14 protein-coding genes are annotated in these 22,397 nt (G+C 38.5%); all 14 read right to left on the bottom strand.

Annotated elements, in window-relative coordinates; translation table 11 throughout:
• Positions 1-98: 98 nt before the first annotated feature.
• Entirely contained in the window at positions 99-1,169 is a 1,071-nt protein-coding gene (locus tag B176_RS0116370) for a porin (RefSeq protein ID WP_017259916.1), read from the bottom strand.
• A gap of 106 nt (positions 1,170-1,275) precedes the next feature.
• Positions 1,276-1,842: a K(+)-transporting ATPase subunit C gene (locus tag B176_RS0116365; protein WP_017259915.1), complete on the bottom strand. Its 567-nt coding sequence runs from the start codon at positions 1,840-1,842 to the stop codon at positions 1,276-1,278.
• A gap of 33 nt (positions 1,843-1,875) precedes the next feature.
• Positions 1,876-3,906, bottom strand: a complete 2,031-nt coding sequence (gene kdpB / locus B176_RS0116360; protein ID WP_017259914.1) for a potassium-transporting ATPase subunit KdpB — start codon at positions 3,904-3,906, stop codon at positions 1,876-1,878.
• Positions 3,907-3,910: 4 nt separating this feature from the next.
• A complete protein-coding gene (kdpA, locus tag B176_RS0116355) occupies positions 3,911-5,629 on the bottom strand; it encodes a potassium-transporting ATPase subunit KdpA (protein ID WP_017259913.1) in 1,719 nt (572 codons plus the stop codon).
• An 8-nt stretch (positions 5,630-5,637) separates the two neighbouring features.
• Positions 5,638-5,715, bottom strand: a complete 78-nt coding sequence (locus tag B176_RS21630) for a potassium-transporting ATPase subunit F (RefSeq protein WP_154648046.1) — start codon at positions 5,713-5,715, stop codon at positions 5,638-5,640.
• A 250-nt stretch (positions 5,716-5,965) separates the two neighbouring features.
• A complete protein-coding gene (locus tag B176_RS0116350; RefSeq protein ID WP_017259912.1) occupies positions 5,966-7,303 on the bottom strand; it encodes a sigma-54-dependent transcriptional regulator in 1,338 nt (445 codons plus the stop codon).
• 329 nt (positions 7,304-7,632) lie between these two features.
• Positions 7,633-10,443, bottom strand: coding sequence for a hypothetical protein (locus B176_RS0116345; RefSeq protein ID WP_017259911.1), 2,811 nt, complete (start codon positions 10,441-10,443; stop codon positions 7,633-7,635).
• A gap of 5 nt (positions 10,444-10,448) precedes the next feature.
• Positions 10,449-12,503: an FAD-dependent oxidoreductase gene (locus tag B176_RS0116340; protein WP_017259910.1), complete on the bottom strand. Its 2,055-nt coding sequence runs from the start codon at positions 12,501-12,503 to the stop codon at positions 10,449-10,451.
• Positions 12,504-12,527: 24 nt separating this feature from the next.
• Complete coding sequence (locus B176_RS0116335) at positions 12,528-14,171, bottom strand: beta-N-acetylhexosaminidase (protein WP_017259909.1); 1,644 nt, start codon at positions 14,169-14,171, stop codon at positions 12,528-12,530.
• A gap of 68 nt (positions 14,172-14,239) precedes the next feature.
• Entirely contained in the window at positions 14,240-15,130 is an 891-nt protein-coding gene (locus B176_RS0116330) for a DUF5017 domain-containing protein (RefSeq protein WP_017259908.1), read from the bottom strand.
• Positions 15,131-15,140: 10 nt separating this feature from the next.
• The gene (locus B176_RS0116325) at positions 15,141-16,985 is read right to left on the bottom strand and encodes a RagB/SusD family nutrient uptake outer membrane protein (protein WP_017259907.1); all 1,845 of its coding nucleotides are present in this window, start codon (positions 16,983-16,985) and stop codon (positions 15,141-15,143) included.
• 11 nt (positions 16,986-16,996) lie between these two features.
• On the bottom strand, positions 16,997-20,410 hold the full coding sequence (locus B176_RS0116320; protein WP_017259906.1) for a TonB-dependent receptor: 3,414 nt from the start codon (positions 20,408-20,410) through the stop codon (positions 16,997-16,999).
• A 193-nt stretch (positions 20,411-20,603) separates the two neighbouring features.
• Positions 20,604-21,728: a FecR family protein gene (locus tag B176_RS0116315; protein ID WP_017259905.1), complete on the bottom strand. Its 1,125-nt coding sequence runs from the start codon at positions 21,726-21,728 to the stop codon at positions 20,604-20,606.
• Between the two features lie 84 nt (positions 21,729-21,812).
• A complete protein-coding gene (locus B176_RS0116310) occupies positions 21,813-22,382 on the bottom strand; it encodes an RNA polymerase sigma factor (protein WP_017259904.1) in 570 nt (189 codons plus the stop codon).
• Positions 22,383-22,397: the final 15 nt, after the last annotated feature.

Genomic DNA, 22,397 nt, shown 5'->3' with positions numbered 1-22,397 from the left:
CATTTTGCCAAATATAAATACCAAAAGCGTTGTTTGAATCTAGTGGTTAATTATTTTATAAAAGCAGGAATGCACCAAGTGCAACCTGTTTTTATTATTTAAAATGACAGTGCGATACTTGCTGTAATTGCTGCATTATGGTTTACAGAATTTAGGTCGCGTACAAACACTTTGTCTTTACTGCTGTAGGTTTTTCCTTCTAATCTAATTACGGCATTGCTGATAGGGGCGTAATCAAAATTTAAAGAATAGCCTGTGGTTTTAAACCCGTTAGCAGTGCCGGTTGGTATAAAAACACCATTTTTATCTTCGTAGTATTCAACTCTGCCCGCTACCGCAAATTTATCAGCAAATTTGTATTGAACTATTGCAACCGGAGATAAAACTTGGTTCGTATCATCGCTGCCTTTAGCTTGTTGTTGCGTTCCGTAATCAAAACCCATGGTTAAACCAAGTTCATCTGTAAATTGGAAAACGCCATAAATATTTTGATAAAACCGGTTTACGCGTACTGCGTTTGCACCTTCTGTACCTAAATAGTTGCTGTAGTTAAGTGTGATTTTATCATTTGGTTTCCAGGTCAATTGTAAGCCGCCGGCGGGTTTTGTATTACCATCTTGACGGATTATTCTGGCCCATCCGTTTAGATAAATTAATGTCGCGGTAAGTTTGTTATCCGGTGTGCCGTAGGTTATTTTAACCCCAGTGCTCTGAAATGGTGTATTTTCTGACGAGATATTGCGGGTTAGCGACCAACAGTCTTTAGAAATTGCACTTTCAAAGCCAATATGTGATGGAAAAATACCTGCATCTAACCATAGGTTCGCATTCTTAGAAAGTTTTACGCCAATATTTGCTTCGTAAATGTTCTTTAAAACTCCCGGTTCGCCCGCTAGGTTGGCGTTGGCATAAGTTCCGGTGAGTATAGCAATATTTCCCCGTACAGCATCATTTTCATAACTTCCTTTGATAAAACCTAAGTTAAGGTTTACTTCGTTATGCCTGTTGTGCGAATAAATAAACCCGGGTCTGTTATTGTCTGCTGGCTTGTTAAAATCGTATCCGTAATAGGTTTCTAGGTAGCCTGATATTTTTATATTTGATTTTTCTTGGCTATAAGCCATTGTGCCTACTGCTAATGAAGCAGTGATAATTAATAATTTTTTCATTTGTTTTTGAGATAATTTTTAAAAATTTGGACAAAGAAACTCCTAGCCACCTTTTGATTAGGTTTTCAAAAGGGGCATTCATGTGGCTAGAAATTCTAATTTTTTGCTATTTCTTCAGCTCGTCTAGTGCTACGTTTAATTTTAAAACGTTTACTTTTGACGGACCAAACATGTTTAAAAGTGGGCCTTCGATGTTCTTTTTAACAAGGTCTTCAACGGTTTTTTCATCTAATTGCCTGTAAACAGCAATTCGTGTAATCTGAATATTTGCACCCTGCACAGAAATATCCGGGTCTAATCCACTACCAGAAGCCGTAACCATTTCCGCAGGAATATCAGCTTTCTCAATAGTTGGATTGTATTTTAGCAAAGTATCTATCCTATCAGCTACTTGTTGCAGGTATTCAGGGTTTGATGGACCTTTGTTTGAGCCACCAGAACCTGCAGCGTTATAATCTACAGCAGATGGTCTTCCCCAAAAATATTCAGGCTTGGTAAATGACTGACCAATAGCAGTATATCCTACTGCTTTTCCATTTTTCATTATCTTTTCTCCGCCACCTCCGCCTATTGAAAAGCTTCCTACAAAGGCTACAAATAATGGATATAATACGCAAAGCAAAACCAATAGAACTGCTGTAAGACGTAAGGATTGTATGATGTATTTTTTCATTTTATTTTTATAAATATTGATGGATGTTATTCTTTAAACGATTAGGGAAACAACGATATCTATTAATTTTATTCCGATAAAGGGAGCAATTACACCACCTATACCGTAGATGAATATATTCCGGCGTAAAAGTGCACTTGCACCAATAGGTTTGTAAGAAACACCACGTAATGCAATTGGAATAAGTAAAGGAATAATGAGTGCATTGAAAATAACAGCGGATAAAATTGCCGATTCTGGGCTGTGTAAGTTCATAATGTTCATACTACTTAATGCTGGAATAGCAACAATAAACAAAGCTGGAACAATAGCGAAATACTTAGCCACGTCATTAGCGATAGAGAATGTAGTTAGCGTTCCTCTGGTAATTAACAACTGTTTGCCAATCTCTACAATTTCAATAAGCTTAGTAGGGTCGTTGTCTAAATCAACCATGTTTCCAGCTTCCTTAGCGGCTTGCGTTCCACTGTTCATGGCAACACCAACATCTGCTTGGGCCAATGCAGGAGCATCATTTGTACCATCACCCATCATGGCTACCAATTTACCTAAAGCCTGTTCTTCTTTAATGTAATTCATTTTATCTTCGGGCTTGGCCTCGGCAATAAAATCATCTACACCAGCTTTTTCAGCGATAAATTTTGCAGTCAAAGGGTTGTCACCGGTTACCATTACGGTTTTTACACCCATTTTGCGTAGACGTTCAAAACGCTCGCTAATGCCGGGTTTAATAATATCCTGTAACTCAATTACACCTAGTGCTTTTTCGTTTTCGGCAACAACTAAAGGAGTGCCTCCATTTCCGGCAATCAATTTTACCTGCTCTTCAATATCTGCTGGGAAAGGGTTTCCGGCTTTAATAACTATGTTACGAATAGAATCAAAAGCACCTTTCCTAATTCTTCTGCCATCAGCGGTATCCATTCCGCTTGATCTTGTTTCTGCAGTAAACTTGATGAATGTAGATCCTTTTGGCGCTGTTAAAATTTTATTGTTTTGAACAGTAGCAAGTTCTATAATTGATTTACCTTCAGGTGTTTCATCTGACATTGAGCTCAACACGCAAGCATTTACAAAAGCTTCATTATCTCCGCCTTGAGCGCTATAAAAATGAGTTGCCTTACGGTTACCAATGGTGATTGTGCCAGTTTTATCCAATAATAGAACATCAATATCTCCGGCAGTTTCTACCGCCTTACCAGATTTGGTAATCACGTTAGCTCGTAAAGCCCTGTCCATACCTGCGATACCAATTGCAGATAATAAGCCACCGATAGTCGTTGGGATCAGACATACAAATAAAGAGATAAAAGCTGCGATGGTTATTGGCGTATTTGCATAATCAGCAAAGGGCTTTAAAGTGATACATACAATGATAAAAACCAAAGTAAAACCTGCCAACAGAATGGTTAAAGCAATTTCGTTTGGTGTTTTCTGACGAGATGCACCTTCTACCAAAGCAATCATCTTATCTAAAAAGCTTTCTCCTGGTTGTGTAGTTACCTGCACTTTGATTTGGTCTGAAAGCACTTTGGTGCCACCGGTTACAGAAGATTTATCGCCACCAGATTCTCTGATTACAGGAGCAGATTCACCCGTAATTGCAGATTCGTCTATTGTTGCAATTCCTTCAATAATTTCTCCATCCGTGGGGATGGTATCGCCAGTTTCGCACATGAAAACGTCACCTTTTCTAAGCAGATTGGAAGAACGAATTTCTATTTTACCATTGCTCATCAGAATTTTGGCGGGGGTTTCTTCACGCGTTTTTCTTAAGCTATCTGCTTGAGCTTTCCCTCTTGCTTCGGCAATAGCTTCAGCAAAATTTCCAAATAATACCGTAAGCAATAGTACTATAAACACTGTTAAATTATAGCCAAAAGAACCCTGACTGGGATTGCTAATTGAATATATGGTAACAAATAGCATTACAGCTGTTCCAATTTCTACCGTAAACATTACTGGGTTACGGGCCATCAATCGGGGATCAAGTTTGATAAAAGACTGTTTTAGCGCTGTATTTACTAAAGCAGGTTCAAACAATTTATTAGATTTATTTTTCATTGTATTATCTAGTTAAGGTAAAGTACTCGGCCAAAGGACCTAAAGTTAGTGCTGGGAAAAACGCAAGTGCGGCAATAATAACAATCACCACAAAGGTCATCACACCAAAAGTTACAGTATCTGTTTTTAATGTTCCGTTAGATTCGGGAATGTATTTCTTTGCTCCTAAAAGTCCGGCAATTGCAACCGGCCCAATGATTGGTAAAAAACGGCCGAGTATGAGCACAAAACCTGTTAATACGTTCCAAAATACGTTGTTGTCTCCCAGGCCTTCAAAACCAGAACCATTGTTTGCTGCGGCAGAGGTGTTTTCATACAGCATCTCAGAGAAGCCGTGAAATCCAGGATTGTTTAACCAATTTGCGGGTTTAACAGCCCATGCTGCATCTGGAAAATAAACGAGGGTATAAGTCGCTATTGCGGTACCCACCAGTATGATAAAAGGATGTAACAATGCAATAATTGAGGCAATCTTTACCTCTCGGGCTTCCACTTTGTGCCCTAAAAATTCTGGCGTTCGCCCTACCATTAAACCAGAAATAAATACCGCAATAATGATAAATGTGAAATAGTTGAGTAACCCAACACCAACACCGCCGTAAAAACAGTTCATCATCATTGCAACAAGCTGAAGCATGCCGGTTAAAGGCATGGTACTGTCATGCATAGAGTTTACAGACCCTGTAGAAATAATTGTTGTAACGGTGCTCCAATAACCTGTTGCGGTAGGTCCAAACCGAACATCTTTGCCTTCCATTGCGCCAGTTGCCTGCGAGATTCCCATTTTGGAAATTGCCGGGCTACCACCAAGTTCACTTATTAACGTGGGTACAAGCAGTAAGAGCATACCGAGTGTCATGACTCCAAATATGACCCAAGCCATTTTTTTTCTGCGGATGAACCAGCCGAAAGCAAATATCATGGCGATAGGAATTAAAACCTGCGCCACCATTTCTGTGATGTAAGTTACATAGTTTGGATTCTCAAGCGGATGGGCTGCATTTACCCCAAACCAACCACCACCGTTAGTACCCAAATGTTTAATAGCAACCATTCCTGCGGCAGGTCCTCGTGATACGTTTACGGTATCACCTTGAAGTGAAACAATTTGATCTTTCCCCTCGTAACTGGTTGGTGTGCCGTTGAATGCTAGAATAATAGCTATCACAACGGAAATAGGTAACAGTAAGCGGGTTATTGACTGTGTAAAGAAAACCCAAAAGTTACCAAGATTGGTTGTTGTTTTATCTCTAAAAGCTTTAAATAGTACAACGGCAGCTGCAATACCGGTTGCTGCACTTACAAACTGCAGAAACATGATTACGAAATGTTGTGTTAAATAAGTAAGGCCACTTTCGCCAGAGTAGTGCTGTAGGTTACAGTTTACCACGAAGCTGATTACCGTATTAAAGGAAAGATCGGGTGTCATCCCAGGGTTTCCATCGGGGTTTAGCGGTAAATATCCCTGAAACATCAACATGAAGAAACCGTAAACCAGCCAAACAGCGTTGATGGTAATTAAGGCTTTCATATGTTGTTTCCAGTTCATTTCCTCTTTAGGGTTGATTCCGGATAACTTATAAATTCCTTTTTCAAATGGATTTAAAAAGTCAGTCCATACTTTTTCGCCAGCAAATACTTTTGCCAGGTAGATACCGAGTGGTATAGCTAACAACAATGTTAGTCCGTAGGTAACAATTATACCAAGTAATTCTGTGTTCATAATAGTGATTAAAATTTTTCGGGTTTAAGCAGCACATATATCATATATATGAATACTGCAATTGCGATGAAGAATAATGCGATCATAATTTCTAGATTTTTTCGAACCAGTCGATTGATTTGTAAAACGCCCAGCAACATACGAGCAAGGCAATTAATAAAAGGATTGTAAGCATATGAATCTGTTTTTATCTGCCCTTACCAACCGCCGTACCAAAGCAGAATGATTTTACTTAAAGCGTTATTTGATAGCTTTTTAAGGTGATTGAGGAGTTTTTAAGGCAAAAAAAAACCACCCCAGAATGGAGTGGTTTTTCTAAAATGGAAGAGGTTGGGATTAAATATTATATAGTTCTATTTTACGATAAAGCGTAGTGAGACCAATGCCCAAGAGCCTTGCTGTTTCGGTTTTGTTGTTTCGGGTATGCTGTAAAACTTTAATGATGTGTTGTTTTTCCATCAACTCCATATTCATCGAATTAGATGGTGTAAGTTGCGTTGATAGCTGGTGAAATTCGAAAGGTAATAAAGTAGCGGTAATTAAATCGTCGTCTGCCAATATCGCTACCCTTTCCATTACATTTTTTAATTCTCGGATATTGCCCTTCCAATGGTAAGCGGTGAGTAAATCCGTAAACTCTTGATCAACTTTTAGGTCGGGCTTATTTAGTTTTGTTGCAAAACCTGTGAGGTAATGCAAGGCTATTGGCATAATATCCATTTTCCTTTGCGCCAGCGCAGGCAACTCAATAGAGAATACAGATAGTCGGTAATAAAGGTCGAGCCTGAATTTTCCTGCTTCAGCTTCGTGTTTTAGATCGCGGTTTGTTGCGGCTATAATTCTAACATTAACTTTCCTGGTTTGTGTATCTCCAACCTTAATATAAGTCTGATTCTCTAAAACCCGTAACAGTTTGGCTTGTAAATCAGTGTTCATTTCGCCAATCTCATCCAGAAATAGCGTACCCTCGTCCGCTTCTTCCAGCAAACCTTTCTTATCTTTATGTGCGCCAGTAAAGGCCCCGCTTTTATACCCAAAAAGTTCGCTTTCTAAAAGTTCTGGATTGAAACCACTACAATTTACCGCAACAAAATTTTTGTTTTTTCGATGACTTTCATAGTGGATAGCTTGTGCAAAAACCTCTTTTCCGGTACCGGTTTCTCCCAATAGCAATACGGTGGTATCGGTAGGCGCTACTTTAGATGCTAACGATATGGCACTTTTAATTGCTTTTGATTGGCCCAAAATGGCAGAAAAACTAAATTTTGAGGAAATCTTTTTTTCCAGTTCGAATAGCCTTAGTGCCAGCTTTGCCTTGTCCATAGCCTTATAAACCAGTGGTATTATCTTATCGTTGTCATCGCCTTTGGTAATGTAATCAAAAGCCCCATTTCGCATGGAGGCAACCCCGTCTTGTATAGTTCCAAAGGCAGTTAAGTTGATAACTTCTGTATATGGACTTAACTTTTTAATTTCTTTAACCAGCTCTACACCATTAAAATCAGGCAGTTTTACATCGCTAATGACTACAAGTACCATTTGATTGGCAAGAATTTTAAGTCCGTCTTTTGCAGTATTTGCCTGAAAAACCTTAAATCCTTCCAGTTCTATAATGCGGGCAAGTAAACCACACAGTTTTTTTTCGTCGTCAATAATTAATACGGTGCTTTCCATTGGCAGTAGCGGACAAGTGTTTGTGTTTCGCAATTTATTGCGAGCAACAAAGTTATCTATTTCATTTACCCGATAATAATGTTTGCAAATTTAATTGAAACAATTTATTGGCAAGCCATATTAGAATCTGTTTGAAATTTATCTAATAAAAGAGAAAATGCACTTGTAAATGAATGTTAGTTTGTAATTTTAAATCTACTGGAAGCAGTATTTGGACGTTTGCTCATTGTTAGAGACAGACGCAAAGCGGTGAACGCTAAACAAAAAAACAACATATAATACAGCAAAAGCTTATTATATGTTGTTTTAAAAATGGTTTAAAATAAAGCTTATGGCATTAACTTCTCATTGCGAACCAGCATTTTTGCGTTTTTAAGTAAACCCGGACTAACAGTGAATTCGCCACTTTTAGCTATAAAGAAGATGGTGTTTTCGCCGTTTTTTACTTCCACGTTGAATTTTAGGTTTGAATGCTTATCAACAACATTCCAAGTGCCAGTATTTATTCCGGTAAGAAGCACCTGATAAGTTTTCTTGCTTTTTGGAACGTCAATCACAAAGTTTTCCTTAATTAGCGAAGGTTTGGTTGGTAGGCTCACCAGCCTGTCGGCAACCAGAATAACATCACTAACACTAGTTTTGAAATGCTCAACAGGTAGTGGCGTATTTTGCTCATTAGTTACTTGGAAAACGGTAACAAAGCGGTCGTTAGCCTTAGCTTTAAGTGGAGAAATCATTGTTCTACTGGCATGCGATTCGGGATAATTAGTAATTGGAACAGTGTATTTAAATCCAAAAGAACTTATTGCCTCATCGCCACTTAATGTCGTTGTTTCACGCTCTGAAGCACTAGGCGTTAACATATTCATAAACGTTTTTCCGGTTCTACCTTTGTAGGTTGCATGGAAAATAAGCTTGTCGTCATCAGTTTCGGGCCTGTTGATGGAATTGATCTGCCAGTATTTTTTAAAATTAGGATCAGAGGTTGTCATGTCGTCTGCCACAATAATAATTGCAGGGAATTCTTTAATTCCGGTATTTAAGAAACAGAAATTTCTATTATACGAAGTTATTTTAGAAGAGTAAGCGCTTGTTAAATCAACAGAAAAATAGCTGAAGTAAGGCTTTGTTTTAGATGGGCCAAAATCTGTTGACAATACTTTACCGTTATGGAAAAATGAATCTGTAACAACTTGTTCTTCGGTTTCGGGATTGATGCGTACTGATTTAGTACCACCATCGTTAGATTCGGCCGTCCCGAATTTCTCATTAGGGTCAACCGCAAGCATCATGCTGTGTGATATCGAACGCTTATTGAAATTCATATCGTAAGGCGTACCGTAAAACTTATAAAGCCCGATATCGCCAAACTGGAAACCTCTGTAAAATAATTGCATAGATCCCGCATCGCTGTGCTGATGGTTAGCAAACTGATAACCGCCACCTTTAATTTCTGCAACTACGTCATCGCTTTCGTCACTGATATCCCAGCCAGTTCTGGCCACCATACCTCCTAAAACTGGTCCGAAATCTTTGGTTAAGGACAATGTACTTGATGTAGCTGGTTTTAAACTAGGATTGTTTAGCAACAAATAAAGTACTGGATTAGCATTTAAACCGCCCTGGCGTATAAAATCTGCTTTTAACATCGGGTTGTCTCCGTACGCGTAAGCCAATAAAGTAGTTTGTGGATTGCTCCAATAATAAGGTTTTCCGTTAACCGAGGTGCCAAAGCCGTCTCCGTCTCTTAGCATTTGCCCATCTGGCGTACGCATGTACAAAAACTGGCTCGATACGTCTTTGATGTTGCTATCAAAAACCTCTTTGCCTGTCATTCTGTAAAACAGCCAAGCTGCATGTAAATCCCATCCAAACCTGTAAGCGCCATAGCTAACACCTTGGTTATGCCTTCCAGATTGGTATTGGAACTTACGCATGGGTACCAGTTGTTCTAAAACAGCATAAGATGTGTATTTGTAGGGTAGGGGATTTTCATCGTAAATGGCAATGCTCATAGAAAGTAAATCTCTACAAACTTGCGCCTCGTTACCGTGGCCATAAACAATGCTTTCTAAAAACGGAGGCCAACCAATTTCCATGTCATCAGCCAGTCGCAATAAGCTGTGTTGCATGCGGTCTTTCTGTTTGGCGTCCATTAAATCATAGCACCAGTCATAAACTTCTGAACCAATAAAAATTGCTCGTCCAATCTCTCTGGTAACGTCTAAAACGTTTCCGTACTCAACTGTATATAAGTATTCGTCCATTAAAGTTAGCGCCTCTTTACCAATGGTTTTATCGCCAGTCATGAGGTAGTAAAATGCTTTTTTTTCTGCGGCAGTTTCTAATGCTTCGTTATATTTGGTTTCTACATTTGGGTCGAACTTAAAAACAAATGGTTCTTGAGCGGCTTTTTTGACATTTGCCCAAGCTACAGCATTTTCAGAAGCATGCACTCTAGATTTGATCAAGGGTAACGATTCTTGGTTAACCCAAAGCCTTGGATGTGATGCAGGTGGAACAACCTGCGGTACGAAGTTTTGTGCTTTAAGCGGAACCGCTGGAGGCGTATAAGTTGAAAGGTCTACATAATCAAACTGAACACCTCGGGGTAACCAGATTTTTATTTGCTGTGGCCTGCCGGTAAAATCAAATTTTCCTGCGGTTTGTGAAGGTATATCCCAAGGAACGTAAACTACCCTTTTTGTAGGCCGGTTATCATCAATTTGAATTTTGATAAATAATGACTCCAATTTACCTTTTGCTTTTTTCATTAGCGCTGCACCTTCTGCATTGGTAGTGGCATAAGTACGCATGGTATACCTGCCAGCGGTTGGTACCTGAACGTTAAAAACCAAATCTGGCTCGTTTCTTTCGTTGTTAATTGCCGCTTTTATAGCAGCTTTAAGCGATGCACCTTTTTTTGTTGACAAGCGCTCGTCTTTAACAAGTTCTGTAGTGCTTGAGTTTACTTTTGCCGACTCAATATTTATCCGGATTTTTTCTGTTTTTACCGAATCGGAAGCATAAGCAATGTTATTTGCCTTTGCATTAAAGGAAGCCAACAAAGCAATTGTAAGTACATAAGAAGTAAAAAACCAAGAGTAACTCATGGTTTTTAAATTGGCGTAATTAATCATCGTTTTTATTTAATGGGTTTAAATAGAATAGCATCTGCTATAGCTGGCTGTTTTCCACTATTTTCAATAACCTCAACAAATGCTTTTTTGCCTGTTTTAAATTTATAAATACCTAAGCTAACCCACTCTCCGTTGCTTTCGTTATTGGTGCCCAATACTTTAATATCTGCCGGAGTTATGGTAACTGGTGTGCTGGTTTTTCCGTCTGATATGATGAAAGAGAATGAATTTGAGGCTTTGCTCTCATCTTCGGAGATGTACACATAAACTGCGTACTTGCCCTTTTTCTTAATTTCAGGAATAAATGTTACTGATTTTTTTTCAGCAGAAGGTTGGCTAATCAATAAACTTGTACCGTATCCGGCTTTTACTTTTCCCCAATTTCCTTTAATAATTAATTGGTCGGTATTATCATTGTCAACAATTATTTCTAAGGGTTCTTTGTTCAACAATGGATTGGTAGCTAGCTTATTTTGAAGCTTAGTAACATCAATGTCTTGTACGCTTACACCGGCATCAATAGCCATTACTGCAGCGGTTGCGGCAGATTGTCCCATTACCATAAAAACAGGTTCCATTCTGATAGAACCGAAGGCAATATGTGAGGCTGATAGGCAAATTGGAACCAATAGGTTTTTACACTCTGATTTTTTTGGCGTTAATGCTCTGTAAGAAATTGGAAAAGGACCAGCCACAGGAATCTCTACATCGCCCTCATTCTTTAGCATTCCGTTTATAAGGATACGCTGCGTAGTATGAGAATCCATTCCGTAAGCTGCCATAGCAATACCATCTGTTACAGTTTCAACGGCATCACAGTGTTTCTGGGTCATAACCAATTCCCCAACCATGCGCCTAGCTTCACGCACATATAATTGGTTAGAAAACCCATTTGTACTTTTGAATTCGTCTTTTGCGTAACCCCAGCTCTGCATCTCTTTTCGTATGGTTAGCGGCACCGATTTATCGTTTGCTAAAAAGTAAAAAAGACCTTTTGTATAATCTTCATGCTCTTTCCAGATTTTTTTTCTGGTGTCATAATCACCATCTGGATAATCATAGTTAGCGCCAACCATGTCTGTAGAAAAAGGTCCGAAATTATTGAAATCTGTTTTACCGTTCGGCATGTGTTTAATTAGAAAACCACCCTTGTTAATAACCACCGTTGTATCTCCAATTTTAACATGTTTAAAAGTTCCGGTAATGCCATCCCAAGCTTCTTTAGCAATTACCCTTGCCAGCAAAGTGTATTTTTCGGCCTTATAATTATCTGGTTGGGTAAAAGCGATCTGGTTGTTTTTATCTTGAGTTAAGCAGATCCGGAAATTATATGCCTGAATCAGTTTGTCTCCGCTTCCAGTCTTCTTCAATTTAGCATCGCTAATTCCGTAAAGTAAACCACTTTCTGGTTTGCCCGGAATTACATAAGGATCTATACCATCCGGAAACTGATGGTATTCAGAAACCTGTACGCCATTATAGGCTTCGCCGTATTGTGAGTTTGCTTCCCTGCCAGTAGCATAAGAAACACCAGCTTTGGCCATTAAATCACCTTCGTAAGTACAATCTAAAAATACTTTAGCCTCGATTTTTTGGTTGGTGTTTTTTGCTGGGTTATCAGAAACTTCTACGGTAATTTGCTTGATATAACCGTCGTTTTTTTGAACAGCAATTAAACGATGGTTTTTAACGATTTCTAATTTTGCTTCGGCAATCATATTATCGTATACTTTTGAAGCTACATGAGGTTCAAAAGTCCATTGTTCTAATTTACCGTAATGCGCTCCAATCTGTCGGTAAAATTCTTTTGATAAACCACTAATTGCATATTTATTACCAATGTCTGTGGCACCTAACCCGCCAGTAGTTAAACCTCCAATATTTTGTCCAGGTTCGATAACGATAACAGATTTGCCTAATTTTTTTGCGGTATAAGCCGCAATTATTCCAGCAGAACTACCCCCATAAATACAAACATCTACTTTGCGGGTGTTTTGTGCAAAAGCGCTAAAGCTAAACAGAGCCAGCATCAGCATTATTATATTTTTTTGTTTCTTCATGATTTTATATGAATAGTGAGCTTATTAATCTGCTGATGGATCCACTTTATAATAAATACCTTTTTTCTCTAGCTGACGCAGAAATGAGGGTAAAGATTTCATGAAATCATCATAAGATTTGTTGTCTTTTGCTGTCCAGCCGGTTTCTGCGTAAGCGGCAATTCTAGGGAAAACCATTCCCTGCATATTTTTTACGGTTGGAATCCATTCGCTCCACATGTGGCATGCCGAACCTAAAATTCTATTTTGTGATGCTGCATCTAAACCATCCGGAACGGGGTCAAAACTATAAGCTTCTTTTAAAGAAAGATTTGGATAATCCAGGTAAGTGCCGCTGTGTAGAGAGTTTACAGCAGTATAACCTTGGTTTAGGGCATCTTTCATAAGGTCTAAATCGCCTTTCCAGAAATCTACGATGGTGTTTGGCGCTAATTTCGTTTTCACGGAAACGTCTGCATCATCTGTGTATTCGTGTAATTTAACTCCCAAAATATCGTTCCATCCCATCATACGGCGACCTTTGCTTTCGATATAATTAGAAACTTTATTGATAAACCACACCTGCAGATCTGCCGGCGATTTCAAGCCTTTTTCTTTGATAAATTCTGTAATTTCTTTAGAGTTTTTCCAATGCTCGTATTTTACTTCATCGCCACCAACATGTATCACTTGCGATGGGAAAAGTTCCATAATCTCGTCCAGCATTTCTGTGATAAATGTCCAAACTCTGGGGTCTGATACGCGTAAAACATTGGGCTGGTTGGCAAAGCTATGTGGAACTTTAATGGCGTAATCTAAGGTTCCTAAAAAAGGATAGGCCGCAATGGCAGCGCTGGTGTGCCCTGGCATATCAATTTCTGGTACAACGGTAATGTGTCTTTTAGCTGCGTAAGCAACAATTTCTTTGACATCTTCTTGCGTGTAAAAGCCGTCGTGGCGTTTTCCATCGTAAAAACCACCTCTTGTTTTATTGATTTTAATTTCTGAAGAATCACGTTTTGCGCCAATTTCCGTTAATAGGGGATATTTTTTTATTTCTACTCGCCAACCGGTATTATCTGTTAAATGCCAGTGGAATACGTTCATTTTTAGGTAAGCCATTTGGTCAAGCAATTGCTTTACAACGTCTTTACCTTTGATGTAACGAGCTTCATCAAACATAAACTCTCTCCAGCCAAACCTTGGTTCGTCTGTAATTTCTACACAGTTTACCGTAGCAGCACCGTTTTTATCATTAATTAGCTGACGCAAGGTTTGTATACCATAAAATATCCCTTTGTTATCAGCAGCAGTAATGGTAACCGTGTTTTTAGATACTATTAATTTATAATGTTCTGGATTTGTGTTTTTGGCATTGCTTTGATCAAGAACCAGATTTATTTGTGATTTGGATGATTTTCCGTTTTTTGCTTTTACACCATAATCTGTTTGTAGGTATTCTTTTAAAAGAGTCGATTCGTTTTCTAAAGCTTTAGATGCAAGTACCCTTGTTTTTTTAGAAAGGCTAAAAGTACCCGGTAATTCTTTGGTTGTTTGGGGCTTTGGGATAACATCAAGTGCTTTAGCAGACGGGATATAAACCACACAGTTAAATAAAAAACAAATGCCGATGAAGGATTTTTGAACAATACTTCTCGACTTAAAGAAAATGGCATCTTTAATTTTCATAAATAATTTGATTAGAAATTAAGCACAGGCTGGAGAAAACCAACCTGTGCTTATGAATGTGATTGTGTTTATTCTATGGTAATTTCAACTTCTTTGGTAATGGTTTCTGATATTCCATTACGGCTGTTGAGTGCTACAAAATAAACTTTGTAAGTTCCTTTTGCTTTATAGATATACTCATAATCTGCAGGCATTACCGCAATGATATCTTTAATAGCTTTTGGGTAATCTCTGGTGATTGCATCAGGATACAGTGGACCACTTACTGCCCAGTTTTCGGTATCACCTGAATTTTTTGCAGGTGCATTTGTGTATATCGTGGGGCCAAGAATCCAAGCATAAGCTGAGTTTTTAACGCTAACACCTTTCCAGCCCATTTGAGCAATGCCTGCAATTGTTGTTTTGCTTCCATCAGGCAGTTCGTTAAAAAGGTTCATCACCGTAATTGTCCAGCGGGGTTGCACTGCAGTAGTACTGTTGTTTGATGCAAACTTCCACGCTAAATAAATAGGCTTATTGGGTTTTGTTAGGTCTGTGATATCAGCCGTTCCTATTGATACAGAAGTTCCGGTAGTTAACACTGGAATAGTAACACGATCACTGATATCAATCCAAGGAGCATCAACCACGCTAGCAGAATCTCTTAAAGGGTTTAAATCAGTAATTACAAATAACGACAGTGTTTTTACACCGTTGTCGTTACGTAAGTTGGTATTAGCTGTAACGGTTACCTTGCCTTCGGCTCTGGTTCTGTCTTTGTAAATATAATTAGAACCTGTTTCACCGGTGTACATACTCAAATAATCGGCGTCACCGCTAAACTTAAATCTTACGGTGTCACCTAATTTATAAGTTGCCTTTTCTGTAGTAACATCGAACGAGGGTAGGTTAACTACATTTTCTTTAGTGCAGGCGCTGAAACACAATGCAACAGCTGCTGCGATAAATATTTTTTTCATAATCTAAATATTACCAGCCTGGGTTTTGTGTTAATAATCTGTTTAGAATTAAATCTGTAGACGGGATAGGCATAAAAACGTTACGACTTGTTACGTTGCCAGATGCCCTGTACGCATTTGCTGGTGCGCCGTTGTTTTTTGCGTAGGTATTGTAAGCGGCCATTACATCTACAAAACGTCCCCAGCGAATTAAATCCATACGTCTGTAACCTTCAAAACAAAGTTCTCTGGCTCTTTCGTCAACAATAAAATCTAAGAAATCTCCTTTGTTCATATCTCTTACTAAATCAACATCGGCAAGATCGGTGATCGCTGCAGTAGCGATAGCAGGAGTTCCGGTTGTAGGAGGGGCAATAGATACAGTTGGTGCGCTTGTATAAAATTTGCCACGCGTATCAACTGTAATTGCAGTTACCTTGCCACCAGAAATAGTAGCTTTTGCTGTGCCGGCCTGAGAAGCACCGCCTCCTGTTAGCGTTACCACAGGAGCCACTGTATAACCAGTGCCACCGTCTGTAACGGTTATTGTTTTTAGCGTGTTTCCGTTCTCTTGTTTCCCGAAAGCCCTTCTTCGTACTAAATTAACAGCATTGTATGCACTGTCTGTTGGACCATCATTTACTTGGTTTGCAGCTTCTGCGTACATTAATAAAACGTCGGAGTAGCGAAGTAAGGATGGGTTTATATTACTTTCTGTTTTACCTTTTGGTGTAAATGTTTCGTACTCTCTACGCCATTTTCCAATATTCATCGACCAAGGATTTGTCACGTCTGTTTTAACCGCTGGAGTTTTAGTTCCCCAGTTATAATTAGCACAATTCCAATCGCGGCGTAAATCTAAAGTTGGGCGTATTACTGCGGTAGAAGTTGGATCTATAACCTGGTATAAATTGAAATGGTTTTTGGTTACGTTTACCCTTCCGGATGAATAACCTACACTCATATCATTACAAAGTATACCTATAAAAACGTGAGCGATATTTGTCTCGTCGTTTCCACCTGTTGCATTGCCATAAAACTCTGCTTCCCAGATACTTTCTTTTACATCGTACTTATCGCTCGACAGTTTAATAAATACGTCTGCATAGCTTGGGTTTAATTCATGTTCGCCAGAAGTGATAACTTTATAGGCCCAACTTTTTGCGTCGTTGTACTTTGAAACGTCTTTCAAAGGTTCGCCAGCCATTTGTAAGCATACTCTTGCTAAAACTCCCTGTACAGCAGTTTTACTTACCTTACCAGCAAAGCCAAGTTTGGTAGCTGTTTGTGTTTGAAGCAATTGTTCTGCTTCCGTCATATCTGCTAATACCTGTTTGTAAACTACTGCAAGCGGTGATCTTGCAATGCTAACATCTTTAACAGACATGGTTGGCTCGGTAATCAAAGGAACGTCACCAAAGTTAGAGCACAATAAGAAATAGTAGTAACCACGTAAAAACAAAGCTTGTCCTTTAATGAGGTTCCTTTTCGCTTCTGGCATTTTTGGCTTATCAATATTTGCCAATAATGAATTTGCTCTGTAGATTCCCTGATAAAGGGTTAGCCAAAAGTTACTGATCTCTGTAGAAGAGGAAGTATATTCAAAATAGGCATAAGCTACATTTCCGCTCGAATTCCAGTAATTGAAGGCTGCTTCGTCTGATTGCGCATTGAATGCGTAAAGCATATCTTGCCCGTATAAAGATTTGGAGCCTAAGATATCATAAACACCGTTTAAGGCATTTTGTAGATCCTCAGGAGTTTCATAATAATTTGTTGGCGAAACAAAGTTTGTTGGTTTGGTATCCAGAATCTTTGTGCAAGATGCTGTAAATGATACTATTGCTATTAAAGCGATTATAATTTTATATCTCATGACAAATTAAATTAAAAAGAAAGATTTAGTCCGAATGTGATAGTTCTTGCTCTTGGGTATGCTGCGTAGTCAAATCCTTGTGTAAGGTTTGAAAAACCAACCGAAACCTCCGGATCTGGACCAGAATAGTTTGTCCAAGTAATTAGGTTTTGTGCCGAAGTATAAACTCTTAAAGATTTAACTCCGTATTTTTTTGCAAATGTTGCTGGGATATTATAACCTAAGGAAACTGTCTTCAGTCTGATGTATGAACCATCTTCTACTACTCTGTTAGAGAAGTTAGCCGGTCCTTGGCCACCTACTGTTGGAATTAAGCTGTTTTGATTATCCAAAGTCCAACGATCTGCAAATGTTGCAAATTGGTTTAAGCTTCTACGTGGGCTTCCTTCAAAAATCAAACGATTAGCATTGATTAAATCATTACCGTAAGACCATTGAAACAATACGTTCAAATCAAAACCTTTATAAATAAAGTTGTTTGAAAAACCACCCGTGTGGATAGGTAAACCTCTGCCAATAATGGTGTAATCATTAATGTTTACAATTCCGTCATCGTTCAAATCTTTGTATTTGATATGCCCTGGCTTAATAATGGCTCTGCTGTTTCCGTTTGTAGGGATATTGCTTTTTAATAAATAACCACCATCGCCCGTTACATTAAAATCTTCTATCTGGTAAAGTCCATCAAACAATAATCCATATATCTGTCCTATTGGTTGCCCAACTAAAGAGATATAAGAGAAAAGTCCGTTATACTGTCCGTCAAAACGAACGGTTCTGGCCAAAGCATTTTGGTTTTCTGCAAGAGATAATACTTCGTTTTTATTAAACGCGATGTTAAAATTACTTGACCAGTTAAAGTTTTTAGTGTTGATATTTACGGTGTTCAAGCTTAGCTCTAAACCTTCGTTAGACATTTTACCAACGTTTTTAAAAGCCGATCTAATACCAGTTGATCCTGGAAGATCTGCTTTTAACAATAGGTCATCGGTAACTTTTCTGTAAATGTCTGCAGTAATCTTAATCCTGTCTTTCCAGAAACCGATGTCGACACCTAAATCAGCTTGTTTTGTGGTTTCCCATCTTAAATCTACGTTACCCACAGCGTTTATTACAGCGCCTTTTTCTGGTTGTCCGTTGTTGTAAGAATAACCTCCATTTGTTGGAAAACTGATGGTAGTTAAATAGTCAAAATCTCCAATTCTGTTATTCCCCGTGTGGCCATAACTCGCTCTAAACTTTAGATTACTCATGTAATCCTGGTTTTTAAAGAAATCTTCTTTACTTGCTATCCAAGCAAAAGCTCCAGATGGGAAGTAACCCCAACGGTGTCCTTCGGCAAATTTGGAAGATCCATCTGATCTGAATGAGCCTGTTAATAGGTATTTTCCGTTATAGATATAGTTAACACGAGCTAAATAAGACATCAAGCCCCAGCTAGAACTGCCTGATGTACCAATTTGGGTTAAACCTTCGTCAATACCGTCGGTGCCTAAACCTTCATTTGGAACAAGGCTACCAGCAAAACCACTTCTTGTTAGTTTGTTAGTTTGCGTAGTGTAACCTACAACAGCGTTTATCTTATGAACCTTGTTTAAAGTTTTTACATACGATAAAGTGTTCTCATTCAAAATATTGGTAGATATCCCATTATATAGTGATCCGTTAGGTCCACGAGACGGGTTGTTACGAGGATTACCAGAAACTGTCATCGAGTTATTGAATGACTCTGTACTGTAGAATCTGTTATTTAAACCTACGGCAACTCTTAACTTAAAGTTTTTATTGAAAGCATACTCTGCATAACCATTTGCAGATAACATATTGCTAATTGACTCGCGAAGCTCGTTTTTCGCACTGATAACTGGGTTATAACGGTAATCATCGCCGGTAGCTTCGGGGTCAAATTGTTCCTCTCCCAAACTCACATCCTCTAAACCAGAAACCGGGCGATATCCCCATACCGAGTACATTTGATATAACGATGGATTGTCGCTTCCGTTCGGATTGATTTGAACAGTACCGAAAGTTGTGTTTTTACTTAAGTTGATGTTGGTTCCAACTTTAAGTTTTTTGTTTACCGTTTGGTCTAAGGTTATTCTGCCTTGGTATCTGGTTATGCCAGAATTGATAATAATTCCTTGCATATCACGTACGTTGGCAGAAATCGAGTAAAGCGTTTTATCTGTTCCGCCTCTAAGCGAAAGGTCATAGTTTTGTACAGCTGCAGTTCTAAAGTACTGATCCTGTAAGTTTAAGCCTTTTACTTTTCTATACGACTCTAGTGTATTTCCGTTTGCGTTGTAGAAAGGATCGGTAATGGGAACCTCTGCTGGAGTATATAATTGTGCTGCAGTATTCACCGCTGCGCCAGAAGATTGTTCGATTTGAACTTTAACAAACTCATAAGGGCTTAATACATCAATTCGCTTGTTGTTGTTCTGAAGTCCGTAGTACGAGTTGAAATTGATTACCGGATCGCCTTTTTTACCTTTTTTAGTGGTGATGATAATAACGCCGTTGGCACCTCTTGAACCATAAATCGCGGTAGAAGATGCATCTTTTAAAATATCAATCGATTCAATATCATTTGGGTTAACAGAGCTATTGTCAGAATCTTCCATAGGAAAACCGTCAATAACGTATAAAGGTGAGTTGTCCTGAGTAATTGAACCTGGTCCGCGAATTACGATATTGTTAACTGCGCCGGGCTGACCATCAGAACCAGAAACAGTAACACCCGCCACACGACCAGCTAAAGCTTCCTCAAAAGAAGTAACCGGGGCTTTGTAAAAATCAACCATTTTAATGGACGACACGGCGCCTGTTAAGTCTCCTCGCTCAACAGAACCATAACCAATCACTACAACTTCGCTCAATTGTTTTAGATCTTCGGCCATTTTAACGTTTAATACAAGCTTGCCGTTTAACTGTACTTCTTGAGTTAAGTAGCCCAAAAATGAAAAAACAAGTGTGGTCGATTTTTCATCGGGTACACTTATACGGTATAGGCCGTTGTTACTGGTAACAACACCAACATTCGCATTTCGTATTTTTACGGTAACTCCGGGCATTTCTAAGCCGTTTTCATCCACAACTTTTCCGGTGATAATTACGTCTTTTCTTTCTACAGGCTTTTTGCTTTTTATAATTATTGTTTTAGCAATAATTTGGTAAGTAAAAGGCTGGTTTTTGAAACAGGCCTCAAGGCTTTCTTCTAAAGAAGCACCTTTAAGCGATAGTGTTACCGGGTTTGCAACCTTGAGGTAATCTGCATCATAAAAAACGGTGTATCCACTTTGTTTTTCAATTTGCTTTAATACCTGTTCTATTGAAAGTTTGTTTGCAACTACGTTTATTTGCGAAAATGCCGTTGCACTTACTTGTAGTGAGGCGGTGAGCAATATAATTGCGAGTAGCTTCATAATTATACTTTTGGGTTCAAAAAAATTGCTAAGTCTAATTTTTTTGGGGCATAGCATTCTAAGGCTATGAACAGTAAAATCCATATATTTGTAATTAGGTGGTTAGATAATAATTGGTTTAACGAAGTTATTGTCTGATACTATAAGCCGGATAAGTTGCTGCTTTCCGGCTTTGTATTTTCTTAGATAGTTTTTATTTCATTTTCAAGTTCCTTCCTTCAATTTTAAAATTTAGGTTACTGGTAAGTTCAATCATGGCAAGCACTTCAGATAATTTCACATCTCTGGATATTGTACCGTTGAACTGTTTATTTGGTATCGTATTTTCGTCAATATCAATGTCGTACCACCGCTCTAATTGGCGCATAATGGTTTTTAAATCGGTATTGTTGAATTTAAAAGTGCCATCTTTCCAGGCAGTTAAAGTTTCGGTATCTACGTTATGCTTAATGTTGATATTATTGCTGAGTGGGTTTACTACGGCTTGGTCGCTAGGTTTCAAAATAGCAGTTGAATTTCCGTTGGCAACTTTAACACTGCCTTCTACTAAAGTAATATTTCGCGTTTGTTCGTTTGTATAGGAATTGATGTTGAAATGCGTTCCCAAAACTTCAACCGTGGTATTATTTACCGTAACAATAAACTTTTTATTAGCCTTAGCTACTTCAAAGTAACCTTCGCCGGTTAGCGTTACAGATCGTACGTCTCCCGAGAATGCAACAGGGAAATACAGGGAAGAAGATGCGTTTAACCACACTTTACTTCCGTCTGGCAAGGTAACTTTATAAGTTCCGCCACGTGGCGTAGTAACGGTATTAAACCTGTTGCTATTTGGATTGCTGTTTTCTTTTGCAACTTGGTAGGTTAAATTGCCGTTTCCGTCGTTTGCTATTTCAATACCGTTTTCTTTTTTAATCTCATCTACAGAAGAATCTAGTTTCATTAACGATCCATCAGACAAGGTTAAGGTAGCTATATTGCCTATCGCCACTTTATCTCTTATTTTTGTTTGGATGTGGTTTTTAGCTAAATTATCTTGTTTTTTAGAAACGTATAAAGTAATGCTCACCGCTGTGACTAATACGATAGAAGCAGCTACAGCTATGCGCTGCCATAAAACAATTTTTGGTTTTTGTACCGTATTTAAATTTAGTCTGGCTCTGATCAGCATCAGATCTTCCAGAAGTTCCTCATCAGTAAGGTCAAAGTCAGCATCTACTCCATTAATAATCCAGTCTTCCACTAACTTTTTTTCGTTAGCGGTAGCTTCTCCATTTTTATATTTTAATAGAATATCTTCTGCGGGTTGTCGGTTCATAATTGGCAATTAGGCCCCTTTTGATAATAAAACAATTAACAAAGGGCAAGGGGTTAGTGGATATGGAAGTTTTTGTAAAAAAGATTAGAATACAAATAGCACAAGTGCACCTAGCTTTACTTTTAAAATTTTTAAAGCAGCATGCATATGGCTTTTTACCGTTTCTTCGGATATATTGAGTTCCGCGGCAATTTCTTTTCGGGTAAGGTTTGTTTTACGGCTCAGTTCAAAAACCTTCCGCATTCTGGGTTGAAGGTTTGAGATTTCTTTTTCGATAAAACTGGCTAAATCGTTATGCCTAACCAAAAAATCGGTATTGTTGTAAGACGATTGTTCTAAATAGCCGTTAAAAGAATCAAGGTATCTTGTCGCTACTTTTTGGTGCGTAATAACGTTGATAATTCTATTACGAACGGCCGTATAAAGGTAGGCGGCAAGTACAAAGTTTTCGGAAATTGTTTCATGGTCTGCCCATAACTTAAGGAACAGTTCATGAATTACATCCCTAGCTTCTTCTCTGTTTTTTAATCGCCTGTAGGCAAAAACATATAACAACCCGTTATATCGATTATATATCTCGGAATAAGCATGGTGGTCGCCACTCTTTAACAAACGTAAAAGATCAGCATCAGAATATTTGTCGTACGCCGCCATTTGCAATTAAAGATT

This window comes from Pedobacter arcticus A12 (assembly GCF_000302595.1).
Taxonomy (GTDB): domain Bacteria; phylum Bacteroidota; class Bacteroidia; order Sphingobacteriales; family Sphingobacteriaceae; genus Pseudopedobacter; species Pseudopedobacter arcticus.
The sequence above is the reverse complement of the archived record's forward strand: the minus strand, read 5'-3'. Positions and strand labels throughout refer to the sequence as shown.

Bases quoted from the DNA above. Each gene is read 5' to 3' on its own strand.
- B176_RS0116370 (WP_017259916.1), bottom strand. From the start codon at position 1,169: ATGAAAAAATTATTAATTATCACTGCTTCATTAGCAGTAGGCACAATG.
- B176_RS0116365 (WP_017259915.1), bottom strand. From the start codon at position 1,842: ATGAAAAAATACATCATACAATCCTTACGTCTTACAGCAGTTCTATTG.
- kdpB (WP_017259914.1), bottom strand. From the start codon at position 3,906: ATGAAAAATAAATCTAATAAATTGTTTGAACCTGCTTTAGTAAATACA.
- kdpA (WP_017259913.1), bottom strand. From the start codon at position 5,629: ATGAACACAGAATTACTTGGTATAATTGTTACCTACGGACTAACATTG.
- B176_RS21630 (WP_154648046.1), bottom strand. From the start codon at position 5,715: ATGATCGCATTATTCTTCATCGCAATTGCAGTATTCATATATATGATA.
- B176_RS0116350 (WP_017259912.1), bottom strand. From the start codon at position 7,303: ATGGAAAGCACCGTATTAATTATTGACGACGAAAAAAAACTGTGTGGT.
- B176_RS0116345 (WP_017259911.1), bottom strand. From the start codon at position 10,443: ATGATTAATTACGCCAATTTAAAAACCATGAGTTACTCTTGGTTTTTT.
- B176_RS0116340 (WP_017259910.1), bottom strand. From the start codon at position 12,503: ATGAAGAAACAAAAAAATATAATAATGCTGATGCTGGCTCTGTTTAGC.
- B176_RS0116335 (WP_017259909.1), bottom strand. From the start codon at position 14,171: ATGAAAATTAAAGATGCCATTTTCTTTAAGTCGAGAAGTATTGTTCAA.
- B176_RS0116330 (WP_017259908.1), bottom strand. From the start codon at position 15,130: ATGAAAAAAATATTTATCGCAGCAGCTGTTGCATTGTGTTTCAGCGCC.
- B176_RS0116325 (WP_017259907.1), bottom strand. From the start codon at position 16,985: ATGAGATATAAAATTATAATCGCTTTAATAGCAATAGTATCATTTACA.
- B176_RS0116320 (WP_017259906.1), bottom strand. From the start codon at position 20,410: ATGAAGCTACTCGCAATTATATTGCTCACCGCCTCACTACAAGTAAGT.
- B176_RS0116315 (WP_017259905.1), bottom strand. From the start codon at position 21,728: ATGAACCGACAACCCGCAGAAGATATTCTATTAAAATATAAAAATGGA.
- B176_RS0116310 (WP_017259904.1), bottom strand. From the start codon at position 22,382: ATGGCGGCGTACGACAAATATTCTGATGCTGATCTTTTACGTTTGTTA.